General features: G+C 70.7%; 20 protein-coding genes. 4 read left to right on the top strand and 16 right to left on the bottom strand.

The window, feature by feature from the left end; translation table 11 throughout:
* From CIB93_RS24470 to mshD, 6 genes are all read right to left on the bottom strand, one after another.
* Window positions 1–513, bottom strand: a 513-nt coding sequence (locus tag CIB93_RS24470; protein ID WP_143660079.1) for a CHAD domain-containing protein, incomplete at its 3' end; no start/stop codon positions are given.
* Complete coding sequence (locus CIB93_RS24475; protein ID WP_096629861.1) at window positions 482–2,734, bottom strand: RNA degradosome polyphosphate kinase; 2,253 nt, start codon at window positions 2,732–2,734, stop codon at window positions 482–484. The genes CIB93_RS24470 and CIB93_RS24475, both read right to left, overlap by 32 nt.
* Before the next feature lie 360 nt (window positions 2,735–3,094).
* Window positions 3,095–4,129 carry an ABC transporter permease gene (locus tag CIB93_RS24480; RefSeq protein WP_179500228.1) on the bottom strand — a complete coding sequence of 345 codons (1,035 nt, stop codon included), beginning with the start codon at window positions 4,127–4,129 and terminating at the stop codon, window positions 3,095–3,097.
* Window positions 4,130–4,140: 11 nt separating this feature from the next.
* On the bottom strand, window positions 4,141–5,070 hold the full coding sequence (locus CIB93_RS24485; protein ID WP_096629864.1) for an ABC transporter ATP-binding protein: 930 nt from the start codon (window positions 5,068–5,070) through the stop codon (window positions 4,141–4,143).
* A complete protein-coding gene (locus CIB93_RS24490; RefSeq protein ID WP_096629866.1) occupies window positions 5,067–5,513 on the bottom strand; it encodes a GntR family transcriptional regulator in 447 nt (148 codons plus the stop codon). The genes CIB93_RS24485 and CIB93_RS24490 overlap by 4 nt, the downstream gene beginning before the upstream one ends.
* A 96-nt stretch (window positions 5,514–5,609) precedes the next feature.
* Window positions 5,610–6,533: a mycothiol synthase gene (gene mshD / locus CIB93_RS24495; RefSeq protein ID WP_096629868.1), complete on the bottom strand. Its 924-nt coding sequence runs from the start codon at window positions 6,531–6,533 to the stop codon at window positions 5,610–5,612.
* 385 nt (window positions 6,534–6,918) lie between these two features.
* On the opposite strand from mshD, the gene CIB93_RS24500 reads away from it, so the two are divergent.
* Window positions 6,919–8,754, top strand: a complete 1,836-nt coding sequence (locus tag CIB93_RS24500; protein ID WP_096629869.1) for a bifunctional UDP-sugar hydrolase/5'-nucleotidase — start codon at window positions 6,919–6,921, stop codon at window positions 8,752–8,754.
* A 258-nt stretch (window positions 8,755–9,012) separates the two neighbouring features.
* Here the strand turns inward: CIB93_RS24500 and CIB93_RS24505 are convergent, their stop codons facing one another.
* The 8 genes from CIB93_RS24505 to CIB93_RS24535 all read right to left on the bottom strand — a co-directional run bounded on the left by CIB93_RS24505 (window position 9,013) and on the right by CIB93_RS24535 (window position 14,994).
* Entirely contained in the window at window positions 9,013–9,744 is a 732-nt protein-coding gene (locus CIB93_RS24505; protein WP_096629871.1) for a hypothetical protein, read from the bottom strand.
* 339 nt (window positions 9,745–10,083) lie between these two features.
* Complete coding sequence (locus CIB93_RS24510) at window positions 10,084–10,680, bottom strand: hypothetical protein (protein WP_096629872.1); 597 nt, start codon at window positions 10,678–10,680, stop codon at window positions 10,084–10,086.
* A gap of 54 nt (window positions 10,681–10,734) precedes the next feature.
* Complete coding sequence (locus tag CIB93_RS24515) at window positions 10,735–11,250, bottom strand: hypothetical protein (RefSeq protein WP_096629874.1); 516 nt, start codon at window positions 11,248–11,250, stop codon at window positions 10,735–10,737.
* Between the two features lie 171 nt (window positions 11,251–11,421).
* Complete coding sequence (locus CIB93_RS38065; RefSeq protein ID WP_179500229.1) at window positions 11,422–11,562, bottom strand: hypothetical protein; 141 nt, start codon at window positions 11,560–11,562, stop codon at window positions 11,422–11,424.
* 204 nt (window positions 11,563–11,766) lie between these two features.
* Complete coding sequence (locus CIB93_RS24520) at window positions 11,767–12,363, bottom strand: hypothetical protein (RefSeq protein ID WP_096629876.1); 597 nt, start codon at window positions 12,361–12,363, stop codon at window positions 11,767–11,769.
* Complete coding sequence (locus CIB93_RS24525) at window positions 12,356–12,874, bottom strand: SigE family RNA polymerase sigma factor (protein ID WP_179500230.1); 519 nt, start codon at window positions 12,872–12,874, stop codon at window positions 12,356–12,358. Before CIB93_RS24525 ends, CIB93_RS24520 begins: the two co-directional genes overlap by 8 nt.
* Window positions 12,875–13,088: 214 nt before the next feature.
* Window positions 13,089–14,219 carry a hypothetical protein gene (locus tag CIB93_RS24530; RefSeq protein WP_257002336.1) on the bottom strand — a complete coding sequence of 377 codons (1,131 nt, stop codon included), beginning with the start codon at window positions 14,217–14,219 and terminating at the stop codon, window positions 13,089–13,091.
* Between the two features lie 193 nt (window positions 14,220–14,412).
* Complete coding sequence (locus CIB93_RS24535; RefSeq protein WP_096629879.1) at window positions 14,413–14,994, bottom strand: cysteine hydrolase family protein; 582 nt, start codon at window positions 14,992–14,994, stop codon at window positions 14,413–14,415.
* Between the two features lie 205 nt (window positions 14,995–15,199).
* On the opposite strand from CIB93_RS24535, the gene CIB93_RS24540 reads away from it, so the two are divergent.
* Window positions 15,200–16,165: a GlxA family transcriptional regulator gene (locus tag CIB93_RS24540; protein ID WP_373558801.1), complete on the top strand. Its 966-nt coding sequence runs from the start codon at window positions 15,200–15,202 to the stop codon at window positions 16,163–16,165.
* 413 nt (window positions 16,166–16,578) lie between these two features.
* Here CIB93_RS24540 and CIB93_RS24545 read toward each other — a convergent pair whose 3' ends face one another.
* The gene (locus CIB93_RS24545) at window positions 16,579–18,435 is read right to left on the bottom strand and encodes a choice-of-anchor A family protein (RefSeq protein WP_179500232.1); all 1,857 of its coding nucleotides are present in this window, start codon (window positions 18,433–18,435) and stop codon (window positions 16,579–16,581) included.
* A gap of 148 nt (window positions 18,436–18,583) precedes the next feature.
* Between CIB93_RS24545 and CIB93_RS38070 the strand changes: the two genes are divergently transcribed.
* Window positions 18,584–18,748: a hypothetical protein gene (locus CIB93_RS38070; RefSeq protein ID WP_179500233.1), complete on the top strand. Its 165-nt coding sequence runs from the start codon at window positions 18,584–18,586 to the stop codon at window positions 18,746–18,748.
* A gap of 54 nt (window positions 18,749–18,802) precedes the next feature.
* Window positions 18,803–19,720, top strand: a complete 918-nt coding sequence (locus CIB93_RS24550) for a phosphatidylinositol-specific phospholipase C (RefSeq protein ID WP_096629882.1) — start codon at window positions 18,803–18,805, stop codon at window positions 19,718–19,720.
* A 120-nt stretch (window positions 19,721–19,840) separates the two neighbouring features.
* Here the strand turns inward: CIB93_RS24550 and CIB93_RS24555 are convergent, their stop codons facing one another.
* Window positions 19,841–20,455 (bottom strand): hypothetical protein, encoded by a 615-nt coding sequence (locus tag CIB93_RS24555; RefSeq protein ID WP_257002338.1) that lies wholly within the window; start codon window positions 20,453–20,455, stop codon window positions 19,841–19,843.
* Window positions 20,456–20,590 lie beyond the last annotated feature (135 nt).

Consider the following 20,590-nt stretch of genomic DNA (forward strand, 5'->3'; position numbering starts at 1 on the left):
CGCCCCGACCCCGAGCGCGGCGCGGCCCTGGGCGTCGGCGGCGTCGGCGGCGTCGGGCGCGGCGGGTCTGCCGGCCCGGGCGGCCGGGAGAGTGACCCCGGAGAGCTGGTGCAGGGCCTCGACGAGCCGGGTCAGGCGCGCGGCGTAGGCGTGTTCGCGGGCGAGGAGTCCGGAGAGCCAGGCCAGTTCCGTACGGAGCTGATCGGCCCAGAGCGGGTCGAGCGCACCCCGGAAGGTGTGCAGCGAGCCGCTGATCCGGCGGGCCGAGCGGCGCAGTGCGCGGGCGGCCTCCTCGGCGTCGCGTCCGCCGGCGTCCGAGGGGGCGCTGTGCTCGTGGTGCTGCCGCAGACTCCGCAGGAAGTCCGCGGCCTGCGCCCGCAGGTAGGGCGCGAGAACGGCCTCGGTGGTGAGGTCCTCGGCCGGGCGGGGGGCCCTCGCCGCCTCCGGGCTCCCGGAAACGGCGGAGGTGGTCGTCTGCTGGTCAGGGCGTCGCACGCCGGCGCCTCCGGGCATCGATGAGCATCTCCTGGACGTGCCGCAGCGGCTGGCCGTCCGCGTCCGTGGCGTGCCGGGTCCAGTTGCCGTCGGGACCCAGGTGCCAGGAGGAGGTGGTGTCGGCCATACCGGTCTCCAGGAGTCGGCTGAGCGCGGCGCGGTGGGCGGGGTCGGTGACCCGGACCAGGGCTTCGATCCGGCGGTCGAGGTTGCGGTGCATCATGTCGGCGCTGCCGAACCACACCTCGGGCTCGCCGCCGTTGCCGAAGGCGAAGATCCGGGAGTGTTCGAGGAAGCGGCCGAGTATGGAACGGACCCGGATGTTCTCGGAGAGACCGGCGACGCCGGGGCGGATCGCGCAGATCCCGCGCACCCAGATGTCGACGGGCACGCCCGCCTGGGCGGCGCGGTAGCAGGCGTCGATGATCGCTTCGTCGACCATCGAATTGACCTTGAACCGTACGTAGGCGGGGCGGCCCGAGCGGTGGTGGGCGATCTCCTTGTTGATCCGGGCGATCAGCCCGTCGCGCAGGGACTTCGGGGCGACCAGGAGACGGCGGTAGGTCTCGCGGCGGGAGTAGCCGGAGAGCCGGTTGAACAGGTCGGAGAGGTCCGCCCCGACCTGCGGGTCCGCCGTGAGCAGGCCGAGGTCCTCGTACAGCCTGGCGGTCTTGGGGTGGTAGTTGCCGGTGCCGACGTGGGAGTAGCGGCGCAGCGTGTCGCCCTCCTGGCGGACGACGAGCGAGAGCTTGCAGTGGGTCTTCAGCCCGACGAGTCCGTACACGACGTGGCAGCCGGACTCCTCCAGCTTGCGGGCCCACTTGATGTTGGCCTGCTCGTCGAAGCGGGCCTTGATCTCGACGAGGACGAGGACCTGCTTGCCGGACTCGGCCGCGTCGATCAGGGCGTCCACTATCGGGGAGTCGCCGGAGGTGCGGTACAGCGTCTGCTTGATGGCCAGCACGTCCGGGTCGCCCGCCGCCTGCTCCAGGAACGCCTGGACGGAGGTGGAGAACGAGTCGTACGGGTGGTGGAGCAGGACGTCCCGTTCGCGCAGGGCGGCGAAGATGTCGGGCGCGGAGGCGGACTCCACCTCGGCCAGGTCCCGGTGGGTGCCCGCGATGAACTTGGGGAACTTCAGCTCCGGCCGGTCCAGCGAGGCGATGGCGAAGAGTCCGGTGAGGTCGAGCGGCCCGGGCAGCGGGTAGACCTCCGCGTCGGACACCTTCAGCTCGCGGACCAGCAGATCGAGGACGTACGGGTCGATGGACTCCTCGACCTCCAGCCGGACCGGCGGGCCGAAGCGGCGGCGCATGAGCTCCTTCTCCAGCGCCTGGAGCAGGTTCTCCGCGTCGTCCTCCTCGACCTCCAGGTCCTCGTTCCTGGTGACCCGGAACATGTGGTGCGCCAGCACCTCCATCCCCGGGAACAGCTCCTCCAGGTGTGCCGCGATGACGTCCTCGATGGGCACGTACCGCTGCGGGGACGCCTCCAGGAAGCGGGTCAGCAGCGGCGGGACCTTGACGCGTGCGAAGTGCCGGTGGCCGCTGACCGGGTTGCGGACGACGACGGCGAGGTTGAGGGAGAGTCCGGAGATGTACGGGAAGGGGTGTGCGGGGTCGACGGCCAGCGGGGTCAGGACCGGGAAGACGCGCTGCCGGAAGAAGGTGAACAGCCGGGCCTGTTCCTTCTCGGTCAGGTCCGGCCAGCGGATCAGCTGGATGCCCTCGTCGGACAGGGCCGGGGCGATGTCCTGCTGGAAACAGGCCGCGTGCCGGGCCATGAGTTCGCGCGAGCGGGTCCAGATCAGGTCGAGGACCTCGCGGGGCTGGAGTCCGGAGGCGGAGCGGGTGGCGACGCCGGTGGCGATGCGGCGTTTGAGACCGGCCACCCGGACCATGAAGAACTCGTCGAGGTTCGAGGCGAAGATGGCGAGGAAGTTAGCCCGTTCGAGGACGGGTGTGGCCGGGTCCTCGGCCAGCTCCAGCACACGTTCGTTGAACGCGAGCCAGCTGCGCTCCCGGTCCAGGAAGCGGCCCTGGGGCAGCTCGTCGCCGTCCCGGTCGGGCTCGTAGGCGTCCGCGTCGGCGTCGAGGTCGGGGTCCAGGTCGGCGGCGGTGGAGAAGCCGACCCCGTTGGACGCGGGGCCGGCCACGGCGTGCGGCCGGTGCGCGGCGAGCGAGCCGACGGACGGCTGGGCGGGCTGGACCGGGACCTCGGAGCTGGGCTGCTGGCTCATGGGCCCATTGTTCCGCGTGGAGGGCCCCTCGGTCGCGTCGGAGCCGGGAAAGATCGCGGAAGGCCCGGGAAACCCGAGGGCGCGGTCCGGGGTGCCTGGAGAGGCGCCGCCCCGGGCTCTCCCGTTGCGGCGGGGGGCGGGCACAGCTGGCTGCATTCCGCGAGGGTCGCAAGGGTGTCTGAATGGCCGGTAACGGCGACATGACGTCCAGGAAGCGGTGTGCCTGCGGATCGGACGCGGACGGGCCTGAATCGGGCCTGAGATCGAGCCCGAGATCCGGCCTGCGGTGACCGTACGTGTTCGTCGTCCGGGCCCACCCCTCGTAGGGCCCGGACGACGGCTTCTGCCGGACGTCTCCGCTCAGCCGTGCAGGCGGCGCAGGGCCCGGAAGGCGAGGAGCACGGCGAGCGCGGCGAGGGCCAGCAGGATGCCGGTCTCGACGAGCTGGAGGGGCCAGTAGTGCGAGGCGGGGTGGTACTCGATGAAGTCGCTGACGGCGCCCCGGTCGCGCAGGCAGGCTTCGATGTGCTGCGCCAGGTCGCCGTCGTAGCCCTGCGCCAGGTCGGCGTCGTAGCAGTCCTGCCAGTACAGCCTCCTGCCTGACGCGGTGACCATGCCCGCATCGATGGACCAGTCCCCGGCGGAGAAGGACTGGAGAGCGTCCTGGTCCGTCCGGAACACGGTCGGCCACAGCTCGGACCGCCGCTTCTCCAGCCCGAACGCGACCGTCCAGAGGACGAGGGCGGTGAGGGACATGGACAGCAGGGTGCGACGGACGAGGACCGCGCACAGGGCGCCGACCGCCACGGCGAGCAGCACGTAGCCGAGGAGGGCGGGCCCGGTGCCGGGGAAGACGCCGGAGCCGTACCAGGTGATCCGGTGTGAGTACGGGTACCCCCTGAGCGCCCACAGGCCCCAGCGGTAGACGACGACCAGCACCGCCAGGCCGCTGACTGCCAGGGCGGCGGGCACCGCCAGCCGGGCGGCGAGCCAGCGGGCGGGGGAGACCGACTGGGCCCAGGCCAGCCGGAAGGTGCCGCTCTCCAGTTCACGGGCGATGAGCGGGCCCGCCACGAAGACGCCGACGAGCGCGGCCAGGAGGAGCAGCACCGTGCCGCCATCGGCGAGGAAGGTCTCGGTGGACGTACGGGCGTAGCTGGGCTGGTGGACGGGGCCGCCGCACGGGGTGATGTCGCCGTCGGCGCACAGCTCCTTCGCGGACGCCATCCAGACACGGAGGGCCACGACGATGCCGATGCCGAGCACCAGCAGGGCGCCCGCCGCCCAGAGGGCCTTGCGGTGCAGGCGCAGCACCACGCGGGCGGACCCGCGCAGAGAGGCGCGGCCTGTGGTGGGGGCGCTCGTGGCGGGGGCGCTCGTGGGGGGAGAGCTCATGGTGGAGACGCTCATGCCGACGCCACCGCCTCACGGGGCCCGCCGGGGACGGCGCTCGCGCTCGGGGTGAGCAGGGGCGGGGCGTCCGGGGAGCGGAGATGGGCGAGGAGCAGATCCTCCAGGGAGGGTTCCGTGACGGACCACAGGGAGTCGTCCACGGGGCCCTCCTTCCGTATCAGAGCGGTGAGCTGACGGCCCGTCGTGCGGGTTTCGACGGCGGTGTGCGGGGCCAGGTCGCGCCCTGCCTGCCCGGTGATCAGGGCGTGGGCGGAGACGATGTCCTCGGCCTCACCGCCGAGCCGGACGCGCCCGCCGTCCACGAACAGCAGGAAGTCGCAGGCGCCCTCCAGCTCGGTGAGGATGTGCGAGGACATCACGATGGTGGTGCCGTGCTCGGCGGTCTCCGCCATCAGGACGCCCATCAGCTCGTGCCGGGCCAGAGGGTCGAGGTCGGCCATCGGCTCGTCCAGCAGCATCAGTTCGGGTCGCTTGCCGAGCGCGAGGGCCAGGGCGAGCCGGGTGCGCTGTCCGCCGGAGAGCGTACGGACGCGGGCCTGCCGCGGCAGCGGCCCGGCGATCCGGTCGGCGGTGGCACGGTCCCAGCGCCCCGGGTTCAGCTCGCCGCCCGCCCACAGCGTGTCGGCGACCGTGAGTTGCGGGTACAGCGGCTTGTCCTGGGGGACGTGAGCGATGCGCTCGCGTACGGCGGCGGGACCGGCGGGACCGGTGGAGCCGAGGACGGTCAGGGAGCCGGCGCTCGGCCGGGCTGCCCCGGCCGCCAGGTTCAGCAGGGTCGACTTCCCGGCTCCGTTGGGCCCGACGAGGGCGCAGACGCGTCCGGCGGGCAGCCGGAACGAGCAGTCGTGCAGGGCGCGGTGGCCCCCGCCCCCGCGCCCGTAGGTCATGCCGAGGCCGTGTGCCTCGATCGCGACGCCGGTCATCGTTCCTGTTCCCCCTCGTGCGAACTGTGTGTGCTGGGTGTGTTGTAGGTGCCGTCCAGTACGGCGGTGACGAGTGCGGCGACGTCGTCCCGCTCCAGCCCGGCCGCCCGCGCCCGGCGGGCCCAGTCGGTGAGTTCGGTGCGCAGCGGCGCGTCGGCGGCGGTTGCCCCGGCCGCGCCGCCCAGCGTCCTGCGGACGAAGGTGCCGAGCCCGCGGCGGGCCTCGACGAGTCCTTCGCGCTCCAGCTCCCGGTACGCCTTGAGGACGGTGTTCGGGTTGATGGCGGTGGCCTCCACGACTTCGCGGGCGGTCGGTAGCCGGTCGCCCGGTTCGAGGACGCCCAGGCGCAGGGCCTGCTTCGTCTGCTGGACGATCTGGAGATAGGTGGCGACGCCGCTGCGCCGGTCGATACGGAACTCGACCGCTGCGGACTCGGCTGCCATGGACCGCACCACCTTTTCACTAATTGAGTAGTGAAAGGGTGGTGCAAAAGAGGGGCGGCGTCAAGTGACGCCGCCCCGGACAGGTCTGGCGGTAAGTCAGGACTCCGTGCGGTACATCAGATCCACCTCGTGCGTGGTGAAGCCCATCCGCTCGTACACCGTCACGGCCGCCGTGTTGTCCGCGTCCACGTAGAGCATCGCGGTGGGCAGCGCCTCGGAGGCCAGATGGTGCAGACCGATCGCGGTCAGCGCCTTGCCGAGGCCGCCGCCCTGGGCGTCGGGCGCCACGCCGACCACGTACACCTCGCCGAGCTGCTCCTCGGCGTGCACCTTCGTCCAGTGGAAGCCGACGATCTCCCCGTCCCGCTCGGCCAGGAAGAAGCCCTTCGGGTCGAACCAGGGCTCCGCCTTGCGGTCGTCCAGGTCCTGCTGGGTCAGCGAGCCCTGCTCGGGGTGGTGAGCGAAAGCGGCGCGGTTCACCGCGAGCCAGGCTTCGTCGTCACGGCCCGGCTCGAAGGGCCGTACGGTGACGCCTTCGGGCAGTACGGGCTCCGCGAGGTCGAGGGGGGCCAGGCTCCGCCGGAGCTGGCGCAGTTCGCGGAAGAGGGAGAGGCCGAGGACCTGTGCCAGGTGGCGGGCCGCCGAGCTGCCGCCGTGCGCCCAGACCCGCAGCCGCTTGCCGGTCGCGGCCAGGAGGGCGGCGCCCAGGGCCCGGCCGTGCCCGCTGCCGCGCCGCGCGGGGTGGACGACCAGCTCGGCGGCCGGGGCCTCGACCGGGTCGACGTCCTCCAACTGGGCGTATCCGGCGAGCGCGCCGTCCACGGTGAGCAGGAAGTGCCGTACGCCGTCGCGGTGTCCGCCCCGGATGCGGAGCCGCCCCTGCTCGGAGACCGCCTGACGGCCGTCGGACCTGGCCGCCTCGGTGAGCAGGGCGAGGACGGCCTCGGCCTGGCCGGGGTCGAGTGCGTCGAGGGCCTGAATCTCACGTCCGGGGGCGGGGAGGGGTACGTCAGTCGTCATGAGGACGAGCGTACGGGGAGCGGGTGCGGGTGCGGGCGCTACGCCGGGGGTGTACGTCCCGGAGCCGGGACGGGAGGGCCCCGGGCGGCCGGGCGGCCGGAGTGGTGGCGCGGCCGGGGTGGTGGGGTGGCCGGAGTGGTCGGGCGGCCGGTTCGTGGCACCCGTTTGGCCGGATGGCAACCAGGTCGTAACCCCGGACACCTGTTGCGCTACGCGCGTTGACTCTAGGCTGCGGGACGCAGGATTCCCGATGTGTGCCGCCGCAAGTGACAACCGGTGACAGCTACGACAGCAACCGCAGCTGCGTCGGCTACGACACCGGTGGCACCGACGGCACCGACGGCGCACCTGTGAGACCACGACCACTGACACCACAAGGGGACCGATGTCAGCGACTCCGCAGAAGAACCGTGCGTCCCGGCGGGTGATCGCCGCCGCGGCCGGTCTGGCCACCGTGGGCGCGCTCATCGCCGCGATGCCGGCCGGCGCTCATGACCGGGGCAACGGCCACGGGCACGGGCATGGACACGGCCACGGGCACGGCCACAAGTCCCGTACCGTCGACGTGCAGTTGCTGTCGTTCAACGACCTGCACGGCAATCTGGAGCCCCCGTCCGGCTCCGCCGGTACGGTCAAGAAGACGCACGCGGACGGCACGGTCGAGACGATCCCGGCCGGTGGCGTCGAGTACCTGGCGACCTCGCTGCGCACCGCGCGCAAGGGCAACCCGTACTCCGTCACGGCGGCCGCCGGCGACATGGTCGGCGCGAGCCCGCTGCTGTCGGGCCTCTTCCACGACGAGCCGACGATCGAGGCGCTCAACAAGCTGAAGCTGGACGTCTCGGCGGTCGGCAACCACGAGTTCGACGAGGGCGCCACCGAGCTGGCCCGCCTCCAGAACGGCGGCTGCCACCCGGTCGAGGGCTGCTACAAGAAGGGCGAGAAGTTCAAGGGAGCGGACTTCCCCTACTTGGCGGCCAACGTCACCAAGGAGAAGACCGGCAGGCCGCTGCTGAAGCCGTACACGATATGGAAGAAGAAGGGCGTCAAGATCGGCTTCATCGGCGTCACCCTGGAGGGTACGCCGGACATCGTCACCGCGAACGGTGTCAAGGGCCTCAAGTTCCACGACGAGGTCAAGACGATCAACAAGTACGCCAAGGAGCTGGACCGCAAGGGCGTCAAGTCCATCGTGGCCCTGATCCACGAGGGCGGAGCCCCGGCCTCGACCTCGTACAACTACGACTGCGACAGCCCCGGCGCGGGCGACGGCATCTCCGGTCCGATCGTCGACATCGCCAAGGGCATCACGCCGAAGGTGGACGCCCTGGTCACGGGCCACACCCACCAGGCGTACGTCTGCACGATCCCCGACCCGTCGGGCAAGCCGCGCATGGTCACCTCGGCCTCGTCCTTCGGCAAGCTCTACACGGACACCACGCTCACCTACGACCGCCGTACCAAGGACATCGTCCGTACGTCGGTGAAGTCCGCGAACCACGTGGTGACCCGGGACCAGCCCAAGGCCGCCGACATGACGCGCCTGATCGACCGTTGGAACAAGCTCGCCGCCCCGGTCGCCAACAGGGCGCAGGGCTGGATCACCGCCGACATCAACGGCCGCGGCTCCACGGCCCCCGAGAAGCCGCTCGGCAACGTCATCGCCGACGCCCAGCTCGAAGGCCTCGCCCCGGCGGACAAGGGCGGCGCGGAAGTCGCGTTCATGAACCCGGGCGGTATCCGCTCGGACCTCGTGTACGAGGCGTCCGGCAGTGAGGGCGACGGGGTCGTCACGTACGGCGAGACGTTCACCGTCCAGCCGTTCACCAACATGATGAACGTCGTCGACCTGACCGGCGCCCAGCTGATCACCGCCCTCCAGCAGCAGGTCAGTGGTGCCAACGAGGCCAGCCCGAAGATCCTCCAGGTCTCCAAGGGCTTCACCTACACCCTGGACCTGACGAAGAGCGGCGCGGACCGCGTGGTCGCCGACACCATCGAGCTGAACGGCGAGGCGATCGACCCGGCGCGCACCTACCGTGTCGCGATGAACGAGTTCCTCGCGGGCGGCGGCGACGGCTTCCCGGTCCTGGGCCAGGGCACGAACAAGCTGGTCGGCGCGTCCGACCTGGACCTGTTCAACGCCTACCTGGCTGCCCACGCCACGGCCTCGTCCCCGCTGGCGCCGCCGGCTACGGACCGGATCACGGTCGTCGAGTAACTACCTGACCTCTGACGCATGAGGGGCGGTGGGCCTTCGGGCCTGCTGCCCCTCCCCCATTTCCCATGTTCATCTCATCCCCCTTGGCGCTGACGCTCCGTCGGCCCAGCACGATACGCGGCCCGAACATGAGGCGCGGGCCCGCCGGAGCGTCGCCCGACCTGCCCCGGAGGCGGGGCGTGGACGGTGCGGGCTCCGTGCGGTTCGATGGCGTGCGCCTCCGGGACGCCGACCCCCTTCGCGGAGGTCCGAGGCAGGTCAGGGGCGGTACAGCGACGTCAGGCCGGTCACCTGGCCCGCACCGTCGAACTCCAGGTCGTACCCGATGCCGTCGGAGAGTGCGGGGTCGAGCCGGTTGATCAGGGTGACCAGCTCGGCGGGGGAGTGCCCGAGCAGCTCGGCGCGGCTGGTGCCGGCCACCTCGCCGCGAACCGGGACCGCCAGCAGCAGCCGGCCGTTCTTGGCCATGGGCACCGTCGTGAAGGAACCCGTGCCCGGGGTGATCTCCCAGGTGTCGAACCGGGTGTTGATCTTCTTCTGGGCGGTCCGCACGGACAGGTAGGTGCGCCCGTCGCTGGTCCAGGCCCTGCTGATGGTCACGAACTGTTCGGTGCCGGCGAAGGGGGCCTTGGCGGTCGTCCCCGAGGTGTCCTTGGAGCCTGCCGGGGCTGTCGGCGCGGAGGACGGGGCGGCAGCCCCGGCGGACTTCCTGTCGGCGTCCGTCCGGAAGCTCGTCCTGTCGGCCTGCGAGGGCGGCGTGGTCCGCTGCTTGCCGCTCGTGGCGGGAGGAGCGGCCTTGTCGCCGTCCTCGGACCGGGCCGCGTCCGTTGCGTCCGCCGTGTCGTCGGCCGTGGGGAAGGAAACCGGCTTGGCGGCCGCGGAAGGGGCTGTGTGGTCTGCGGACTTCTGGCCGCAGCCGGTCAGAACGAGCGTGCTGAGAGCGATAGCCGTGAGCCAGCCCTTGGCGAAGTGGCGGCGGGAAGCGTTCATTGTCAACTGCTCCTATTGATCAGCGTGTTTGGGTTACACACTCTCTACGCCTCACATCGGCCCCGGGGTTGCATCCGATCCGAAGTATTTTCCCTTCGATTTCTACGGCCGTGCCGCCCCCCTGTCCCCTCCAGAAAACGAGAGAGATCCCGACCGGCAAGGAAAGCCGGTGGGATCTCGAAAGCTGCTCCTGAGTGAACATGCTGAAGACTGGAGAGAAGGTGTCGATATTTCCACGCGGGGGGCGGGGGTGTGTCCTGCGAGGTCAGAGGCTCGCTCGGTGGCCGCTCGGTGGCCGCTCGGTGGCCGCTCGGTGGCCGGTCAGCGGCCGGTCAGCGGTCAGTCGGTGGTCAGCCAGTGCGCTTCCCGCAGCGACTGAACCCGGCCCTCACCGTCGTAATCGAGGGCGAACACCCACTGTGGACCCGTGCGCAGCCGGTCCACCAGTTCACTTACCCGCATGTCCCTCGCTTCGCCACCTGCCACATGCTCGACTTCGACCGGAGTTTCCGGTTTCAGGGTTACTTTGTGGACCACTCCGGTGGGAACGGCGACACCATTCCCGGTGCGAACCTGTGCCACGGTGACCTGAACCATATTCTGCTTGAGTGACACCGCGTGGTAAACGAAACCGAGTTCGCTCGCGTATTCCTCCCCCGGTGCGGGCGTCGGGGGCACGAACAGGGAGACGCTCGCTGCTGCCGTCGGTTTCGCGGCGGACGGTACCGCCTCCGGTCCGAGCCGGGTCACCGACAGGACCCCCATGGCCAGTGCTGCCGCCATCACCACGCCGCCCGAGGCCCGGGCCGCCCGCTTGCGCCGCCGACGCCGGTCCCCGCGCGCCCGGACCTGCTCCGCGACCTGCGGCGCGGCGTACCGCTGCCCCGACGAGGCAAGGTCGGCGAGCCGGCCCTCCAGACCGCTCTCATCGGCCATGCCCCACCTCCGCTGCGGCCCTCGGCAGATCCCGGCGTACCCGGTTCACCCGGCTCACGGCTTGTACAGTGACTGCAACTTGGTGACCTGTCCCTCTCCGTCGAAGCTCAGGTCGAACCCGGAGTCTTCGCGGATCCGGGAGTCCAATCGCGTCAGCAGGGTGACGAACTCGGCCTGCGTGGTCGGCACCGGTTCACCGCGCCCGGCCTCCGGGGCGTCGTCGCCGCGGATCGGCACGGTCAGCAGCACCCGGGCGTCCTTCGCCATGGTCACCGTGACGAATTCACCCGTGCCGGGGACGATCTGCCAGGTGTCGAACTGGGTGTTCACCTTCTTCTCGGCGGGCCGCATCGACAGCTTGGTCAGTCCGTCCTCGGTCCAGGCCTTGTCGATCGTCACGAACTGCTTGGTACCGGCGAAAGGGCTTGCGGTTGATCCGGTGGCCGTCGCTTCCACGGGGGAGGGCTCCGCGGGACCCGCGGTCGCCCCGCCGCAGCCGGTCAGGACAAGGGCGCCGAAGGCGACGACGGTGAGCAGGCGCAACGCGGCCTGGCGGCGTGAGGTGTGCATGGTCAACGTTCTCCTGGCAACCGGTGCGGGCGGGGTACACGGTCTCTACGCCCCACACCGCCCACCGGGTTGCATCCGGCCGGAAGAAATCTTCAACCGGTCTGAGACAGGCGCTGATCCGGTGATTCGACGTTCAGAGTTACGCCGGACCGCTCTGGCCCCCACCTGCTGCTAGCCGAGCAGGTGGCTGATGCCGCCTTGGCCGTCCTCGCCGTTCCAGATCACAGCCCCCAACCAGAACGGGAACCAGAACACTTGCTCCGGCAGGAAGGGGGCGGCGATGAACCAGAGGAGGGGCAGTCCAGCGAACACCAGGCAGCAGCACCAGCCACTCCTGCTGGAAGCGGATGACGGCTGTGCTGGATCTGTGGGCATCCCGCGAAGATAGGCAGCGCTCACAACCCGCGCATGAGTACCCGTACCTACGGCGTCAGCTGTGGTTGCTCCTGGGAGGTCCGCCGTGGCTTGCTGCCCACGAGGCGTCCACGACGGTGTTCCGGCGCGAGCGCCCGGCCGTCACTCCACGGACAGCCAGTGCGCTTCCCGCAGCGACTGAACCCGGCCCTCACCGTCGTAATCGAGGGCGAACACCCACTGCGGTCCGGCCCGCAGCCGGTCCACGACATCCTCCAGCCGCAGGTCTCCCGGCTTTCCCCCGGACAGGTGCTCCACCTCGACCGGGGTCACCGCCGGCAGAGTCAGACTGTGCACCACACCGGTGGGGACGCCCGTCCCCTTCTCGTCACGGAGCTGCTGGACGGTGACCCGGACCCTGCCGCCGTCGAGCGCCACCGCGTCGTAGACGTAGCCGAGTTCGCTGGCGTACTCCTCCCCCTGCGCCGGCGTCGGGGGAACGAAGAGGGAAGCGCTCGCGGACGGGTTCGGATCTGCGGCGGTCGGCGCCCGATCCTGCCCCGGGCGGACCAGCGACAGACCCCCCACGACCACAGCAGCGACCAGCAGCACACCGCCCGAGGCCCGAGCCGCCCGCTTGCGCCGCCGACGCCGGTCCCCGCGCGCCCGGATCTGCTCGGCGGCCAGCGGCACGGCAGCCTGCCGGCCCCCGGTGGCAAGGTCGGCGAGCCGCTCGTCCAAGCTGGTCTCTTCAGCCACGCTCCACCTCCGAAACCCGGCCCGCGCGCGGATCCAGCTCAGTATCGGCCAGAATCCTCGCCAGCGCAGCCCGCCCCCGGCTCAGCTGCGCCTTGACCGTACCGACGGGGGAGCCGGTCTCCTCGGCGACCTGCTTCACTTCGAGATCGCACAGGTGGTGGAGCACGATGACCCGTCGCTGCGCCGCGGGGATCTGCTTCAACGCCGCTACCAGCAGCACATGGTGGTCGTCCGGTGGCGGAACGTCGGGGGGCGGCCCCTGCCGCCTCGCGAAGGTGAGGGAGGTGCGCACCCGCCGCCACCGGCTGACCGCCAGCCGGTAGGCCACGGTCCGCACCCACGCCTCGGGCGCCCCGTCCTTGTCCAGCGCGGTCCGGCGCTCCCAAGCCCGCACGAAGGCTTCCTGGACGACGTCCTGGGCCTCGGCACGGTCACCGATCATGGCGTACAGCTGGCCGATGAGCCGACCCACGCTCCCGGCGTAAAAGGCGTCGAACGCCTGCTCGTCCATCCCCACCTGGTCTTTGGAAGCCGCACACATGTTCAGTTGTGCGAACACTGCCACCCGGCACACATGCGACGCAAGGCCCGGGTGTGAAGGATGCGCAGATCAGACGTGGCGCGGTCGGCGTCCACCACCGTGGCGTCCTCGATTCGGAGACGCCTCCTCCTCCCGGACCGCACGGCCGCTCCGGCGGGAGGAGGCAACGCTCATGCGCCACACGCTACTTCCCGACCGGGCACACCCCGCCCGCCGACATGTCGTACGTCGGCGCGGACTTCGTAACCGCCCGACGGGTGCCGAGCTGGTCGAGGATCTCGTCGGCGAGCAGGTCCTTTCTGCCCTTCAGGGCGTCCGCGACTTTCGTGTCCTTGGGGGACACCATCTCCGCCGCCACGTTGTCCTGCACGATCCGGGCGAGGTTGTCCAGGGCGGTGAACACCGGGTCGGCCGGGCTCTCCAGGCCGGGCAGGTCGATCAGGTGGGTGGCGACCTTCGCCGGGTTCATGCAGTCCTTGATGATGATCGTGTTCTGGTTCAGCACGCTCGTCGTCCACTGCGAGATCACCACGCAGTAGAGGTTGGCCCAGCCCGCCTCTCCGACCTTCGTGCGCCACGCCCTCATCTGGTCCTGCACGCCCTTGATCTGGGCCTGCGCCGCGTGCGCCACATTGGTGCGGATGTCGGGGTAGACGCCACCGGAGAAGTCCTCGAAGGACTTCATGTCGAACGACCGCGTCGTCACCGAGGTGTCGATGAACCGGAGCGCGGCGTCCAGGATGTTGCCGCACGAGGTCGTCAGCGCGGCCGGGAGCCCGGCGTCGGGGAGGTTCCGGCGAGCAGTGGCGAGGGTGGCGGCGTAGGCCTCGAGCGGGGGGATCCAGGCGGTCGACGAGTCGTCGTTGAACGCCACCATCAGCAGATCGTGCGGGTCGATCCGGTCGGCGTTCGGGAGGTTGGGGATGTGGTCCGCCAGGTACGAGGCGATCACCGAGAAGACGCCGAGCGGTACGTGGGCGATGGACTTCGCCAGCTCGAACGTCTCCGGCACGGGTCCGGCGCTCTCCTGGCCGCTCTCCGTCACGAGCGTGAACCGGCCGCCCTTGGCGTCGTTCTGCACGACGACCACGGGGGAGAGGTGCTTGATCAGCTCTGCCTTGAGCGCCGCGTAGTTGGTGCGCATTCCGGCGTTGACGGCGAGGAGGGAGTCCTTCGCCTGCTGCGGCGAGACCTGTACCGCGCCCGCCGGGCCGTCGGCGGCGGCCGCTGCTGTCTGCGGGGCGGCCGCGTAGCCCAGGAGGGCCGCGGTGCCGATTCCGGAAGCGCCGGTCATGAAGCCTCTGCGGGTAGCCATCTTCGTGATCTCCCTTGGGGATAGTCGTGCGATCTCTGGCGGGACAGGGGGAACGTGTTCATAGGGTTCACTTCCGATGGGGGGAATAGGGGGAATGTGGGGCATCTGGGGGTGGGGCACAGGGGTTTGCTGTACGGGCGTGGCGCAGGGCGCGCCCGAGCGTGCGCGCCCTGCGGTCACCCGCCCTGAAGAGCTACTTCAGCGACTTCTGCGCCGGGACCACCACTCCGTACAGGTCCTGGATCGTGGCGAGCGCCGACTGGTGCAGCTGCTCGGCCGGGACGCCGTTCGGGTTGCCCTTCAGCGGCAGCGGGCGGGTCGCCGAGGCGTCGGCCACCACTGTCGGGTTGTTGCCGTTGATGAATGCGCCCTGCGTGGTGAACAGGGTGCACATGTTGGTCATGAACCCGGCGATGATGACGTTCTTACGTCCGGCCTTCTTCACCTCCTCGGCGAGGTTCGTGCCGTGGAAGGCGTTCGGGACGCTCTTCTCCACGACCGGCTCGCCCTTGACGGGCTTCACGGCGGGAATGATCCGGCCCGCCTCCGACGCGAGGTCGTAGCCCTGGTCGACGATGTGGATGACCGGTGTGCCCGCCGCGCGGGCGCGCTTCAGCAGGGACGCGGTGTTGTCCACGGCGGGCTTCCAGCCGTCGAGCTCCATTACGCCCTCGGTGTAGGTGTTCTGGTAGTCGACGAGGATCAGCGTCGCGTCGGCGAGCGTGGCCGGGGTGTCGTCGAAGCCGTTGAGTTCGCGCAGCGTGGTTCTGGACATGGGTGTACCGCCTTGAGGTCATGCGTGCGTCGGGGAGGCGCTCGCCCCGTCCCGGGCGGCGAGCTGTCTTCAACGCTATGGACCTCCGTGCATGTCTGCAATGACAGCTAGCATGCAGATACCGACATCCGGGTCCGGGGTGTCTGTGCAGGTGGCAGCGAGGCGGAGGTGGACCGTGATCGGTGCCAGGCGGCTGGTCGTCATCGTGCTCTTCGAGGATGTCGATCTGCTCGACGTCACCGGGCCGCCGGAGGTGTTCTCGCTCGCCCGGCGCGAGACCGATGACGCGGCGGGGTACGAAGTCGTCCTGGCAGCCGAGTCGTTGGACCCCGTCACCACCGGAGCCGGGGTCCGCATCCTGCCCGATCTCACCTTCCGGCAGGCGGCGGAGCGGAACATCGACACCCTCATCGTGCCCGGCTCGGTGGAGGTGGACGGTGAGCGCCGCGTACACGCCATCGTCGACCCCGAGCTGGTCGGCTGGGTGAAGGTGCTCGCCGGGCGGACCCGGCGGGTCACGTCCGTCTGCGTCGGGGCGCACCTCCTCGCCGCCGCCGGTCTCCTCGACGGCAAGCGTGCCACCACCCACTGGTCGACCGCGCATCAACTCGCCGCCGATCACCCGGAGATCGAGGTCGACGCGGACCCGATCTTCATCCGCGAGGGCGATGTGTGGACCGGGGCCGGGATCAGCGCCTGCCTCGATCTCTCCCTCGCCCTGATCGCGGACGACCTCGGCGAGGCGGTCGCGCTGCGGGTGGCCCGGCAGCTGGTGATGTATCTGAAGCGGCAGAGCGGGCAGAGCCAGTTCAGCGTGCCGCTGGAGCAGGTCTCCACGACGCGCCGCATCGAGGACCTCCGCCACCACATCATGCGCAACATCGACCTCCCGCTGACCGTGGTGGACCTGGCCGCCCACGCTCATGTCAGCGACCGCCACCTCACTCGGATCTTCAAGGCCGAGCTGGGCATGACCCCGCACGCCTACATCGAGTCCGTACGGGTCGAGAAGGCCCGTAACGACCTGGAGTCCTCCGACGCCACCCTCGAACGCATCGCGTCCGCCTGCGGGTTCGGCACGACGGACACTCTGGTACGGGCGTTCCGGCGGCGGCTGAACACGACACCGACGGAGTACCGGAGCAGGTTCCGGTCCTCGTACGCGGTCTGATCCCACGGTGTCCACGGTGCCCACGGCCCGGTGGACGACGGCCGGTTCATGGGCCGCGGGGGAGGTCCGCCACCCAGCTCTCCGGCGGACGGCGGCAGCGCACCCCAGGGGCCGGAGGCTCCAGTCCGCCCCGCGTTCCCGTGCGCGCAGTGTGCAGTGGGTGAGGAGGCCGAGGCCGGCGGCGCCGCAGAGGGCAACGGGCCCGATGCCGAGGGGACTTGGCGCGAGCGTCGCGGGTGAGGGTGCCCGGATCCGGTTTCGGGTGATGGGCGAGGTCGAGTTCGCCGCGAAGTCCGTTGGTGGCGCGGACGCTTCGCAGCGACCGGTGCCACCTGGGGGGTGGCACCGGTCGCGGGTACGTGCACGTGTCCGGGTCGCCGGACTCGAAGCCGGGACGGCAGGACCTACGGCGGTCAGGCGACCCCGGCGTGCCCCTTACGTCCGGGCCCCGAACCGTACGCGTCGTCTCCGTAGCCGTAGCCCGTGTCCTTACAGGGCTTGTCGTCGCGGTTGTTGGCGAGCCGCGCGATCACGACCTCCTGGTCGGCGCTGACCACGTACGGTCCCGCGACCGGGTCGCCGGGCAGGACGTAGCCATCCGGTACGCCGGTCTCGCGCAGGTAGTACGTGCCGTGGTCCAGGTCGCCGAAGGAGCAAAGGCCCGCGCCGTTCGTGGTGCAGGTGGTCCCGACACGGGTATCGGGGTCGCTGCCGCCTGTCTGGAGGTCTTCGCGCCCGTTGGTCTCCTCCCACAGCTCGAACGTCGCGCCCGGCAGCGGCCGACCGCTGTCGGCATCGGTCTTGAGCAGCTTGACGGTGCCGGTGCCCGGCGGAATCGGTGTGCGGGTGTTGGCGGCGGTGACCGAGACGCCGGTGTTCGCGTTCTCCTCGGTCAGTACGAGGGGTCCGAAGACGGCGGGGTCGGGCAGGTCGTATCCGTCCGGGGCCTGCGTTTCCTGCCAGTAGTACGTCCCTGTCTCCACCGTCCGGGCACACGTACCTTCCGCGTCGGTGGTGCAGGATGCCCCGACCGTCGTGTCAGGGTCGGCGCCGCCGGTCTGCAGGCCGGGAGTCCCGTTGGTCTCCTCCCAGAGCTGGAACGTCGCGCCCGGCAGTGCCGCGTCGGTCTCGGAGTCCGTCTTCAGCACCTCCACCGCACCGGTGACGGGCTGCGGGGTCGTGCAGTCGGGCAGGTCGCCGTTGAAGGGGTAGGCGTGGAACTCCTGGCCGCCGCCACCCGTGGCGGCGCTGGTGTGGGTGAGCGATCCGGTGGTGAAGAAGCGTCCGTTGATGCCCGGCAGGGTGACCGTGGTGACCGAGCTCTGCTCCCCGACGAGGAAGCTGCCCTGGAACTGGCCGGTTCCGGTGAGGTTGACCGTGGTGGCGTCGGGGATGTTCCACAAAAGACGCTCGCGGTAGGCGTTGAGCGGATCGGTGGCGTCGTCGATCCCGCCGCTGTAGGTGTTGAGCGTACGGTTCGCGCCCACGATGTTGACGAGAATCGTCGCGTCGTCGGGAATGCCGGCGAAGACGATGCCCTGCTGGGCGCCCGAGGGCCCCGTCAGGTCGAAGTCGACGTTGAAGACTTGGAGCGCGGAGGTCCCGTCACCGGTGAACAGTGTCTGGGTGCCCTGGTTGACGGCTGTCCCCGTGGGCGTCCTCGGGGAGCCGTCGACGCGCGCGTAGCAGCGGCTCGCGGTGGTGAGCTCGTCCCTGAGGGCGGTGTAGGGGGCGACGGCCGCGTCGTCCTGGGTGAGGGTGGCCTCGACCGTGCCGGTCAGCGAGCCGGCGTACCGTACGACTCCGGCCTCGGCCAGCACCCGCTGGCCGGTCGCCACGGTGATATCGCCACCGGTGGTCAGCCAGTCCGCTCCGACGGGCGGCGCGACACGCGATCCGACGCCCGCCTCTCCGACGTTGTAGGCCTGACCCGCCTGGGCGTCCTTGTTCATGTCGAAGTCGTCCAGGACGACGACGCGCCCCTCGGCCTCCGCCGCAGAACCGCGGACGAGGAAGTCGTCACCCACGAACATGTTGATCGCGTTGTCCCGGCCCGCGATGGGGCCGTTGTTGATACCCGGGAACGGGTCGGGGCAGTCTCCGGGAACACAGGGCCCGAGCCCGCCGGGCAGGGGCGCGGCCGATGCCGGAACGGCACCGGGGCCGAGCACGAGGAGGGGGGCGGCCGCGAGGGCCGTGACGCAGGCGAGTCCGGCGGAGCCGATACGCCTACGAGGACGCCCATGGCGCCAGAGGGAAAGATGTCTCATGGCGTGAGTCTCGGCTCGGGGAGCACGGAGCGCCCACCCCTGGCGTCCGGCGCTGATCCGGCTGAGGAACAGGGTCACCGCCACGTGTGAGAGAGCGCCGCCGGATGGCTCAGCCGTCGGGCCCTCCGCCGTCGCTGCGGTCGGCGACGTGTCCACGCCAACGGGCCCGCAGTCCACGTCGATGCCGCGCGTCCCGGAGAAGTCCGAGGTGCCCGAGCACGTCGAGTCGTGCGCGTTGGTCGGCCGCCGGGCGGTCGAGGCCGGGTGCGACGGCTCCGAACCCAAGGTGCCGTCCACCCTCTTCCGGACATGACGTGTACCCGTCACAATCCAAAGGCCCTTCCCCCGCGGCCCTTGGAGGCACCCCGTGTCCACCCCCGTGCCCGCGCCCCTGAGCACCCGCAGAGGATTCCTGGCCGGCGCACTCGCGGTCTCCGCCACCGCGATCCTCGGCGCCGCACCGGCCGTCGCCGCCTCGCGCGAGGCGTCCCGGACCGTACGCGGGACGCATGACTGGATGGGCGGCCTGCCCGACGGCACCGCACTCCAGCGGCTGACGATCCCGGGGACACACGACTCGGGTGCCCGGTTCGGCGGGCCCTGGTCGGAGTGCCAGAACACCACGATCGCACAGCAGTTGGAGAGCGGCATCCGCTTCCTGGACGTACGCTGCCGCCTCATCGACGGCTCGTTCGCGATCCATCACGGGGCCGCGTTCCAGAACATGATGTTCGGTGATGTCCTCGTCGCCTGCTGGGACTTCCTCGCCGCGCGGCCGAGCGAGACGGTGCTGATGAGGGTCAAGCAGGAGTACTCCTCCGAGAGCGACGCCGCGTTCCGGGCGGTCTTCGACGACTACCTGGACGCGAGGGGCTGGCGGCCCCTGTTCCGCCTCGGCTCCGCGCTTCCCGACCTCGGCGGGGCCCGCGGCAAGGTGGTGCTGCTGGCGGACAACGGGGGCCTGCCCGGGGTGCGTTACGGCGATCCTGCCGTCTTCGACATCCAGGACGACTACATGGCCGAGCCGTTCGCCAAGTACCCGAAGATCGAAGCCCAGTTCCGCAGGGCGGCCCAGCAGCCGGGCAAGTTCTTCATGAACTACGTCTCCACCGCCGCCCTGATGCCGCCCCGCTGGAACGCGGACCGGCTCAACCCCCAGGTCCACTCCTTCCTGGAGCGCTCCGAGACCGCCGGGTGGACGGGGCTGGGCATCGTCCCGATGGACTACCCGAATCAGCGGTCCGGTCTGGTCGAGTCGCTGATCCGGCACAACCCGGCCGAGTGAGGGGCACGCGCCGCCGCTGAGCCTCCCCGCCTCGGTCCGGGGCGGGGAGGCTCGGGCCTGCGGCGCCGGCGGTTGTGCGCTCGCGGGCGGCCTGCGCGACGGCGGGCCCGGCCGGGCCCGCTATCCGGCCGCGGGCCGAGCGGCAGCCGATGCGTCGTTCGCCCGGCGGCGTCGGTAGTACGCGACGGTGAGGATCACCAGGAGCGGGCCCCAGGCGAGGAGCGGGGCGTACGTCGTCCACAGCGCCCAGGCGGCAGGACCACTGGTAGGGAGACCGGTGCCGTCGTCGTTCAGCGGCTCCATGAAGCCGAAGATCTGGTTCAGCGTGCCGTACGCGCAGAGCATCATGATCAGCGCCGCCCCGAGTGCGGCCGGAATGACCACCGCCGGTATCGGTATCCGTCTGCCGCGCAGCCCCGGCACCCAACGCGGGACGACTTCGCCCCACGGCCGCACCAGCCCGAGGGCGAGCAGCGCGAGTCCTTCGGATACCACGGACAGTCCGATCACGTAAGGGCGTTCCCACACCGCCCATTGGTAGTCCGAGTCGTATCCGGCCAGGCCCAGCACCAGCGCGACACGCCACAACCCGGACGGCAGGACACACAGGGGGATGGCATGGGCCATCCGGACCGCCCAGCGGGGAACGGGCTCGACGGGTTCGCCGCCGGCCGGCGCGCGGACTGACGACTCGGTTGCCGGTGCTGCTGCTGTGGCCTTGGTCCGTGTGGTCACGTGTGCCCTCCTCGACGAGATCCGATGTCGTCGATCATCGTGTGAAGGGTGGCTGTTCAGCATCCGTCGCCAGGGCGACCGGTGCTCGCCCGTGCGGCGGGCGCAGAGCGACCACGGGATGACGCCGTCGGTGCC

This window comes from Streptomyces sp. WZ.A104 (assembly GCF_002382885.1).
Lineage (GTDB): Bacteria > Actinomycetota > Actinomycetes > Streptomycetales > Streptomycetaceae > Streptomyces.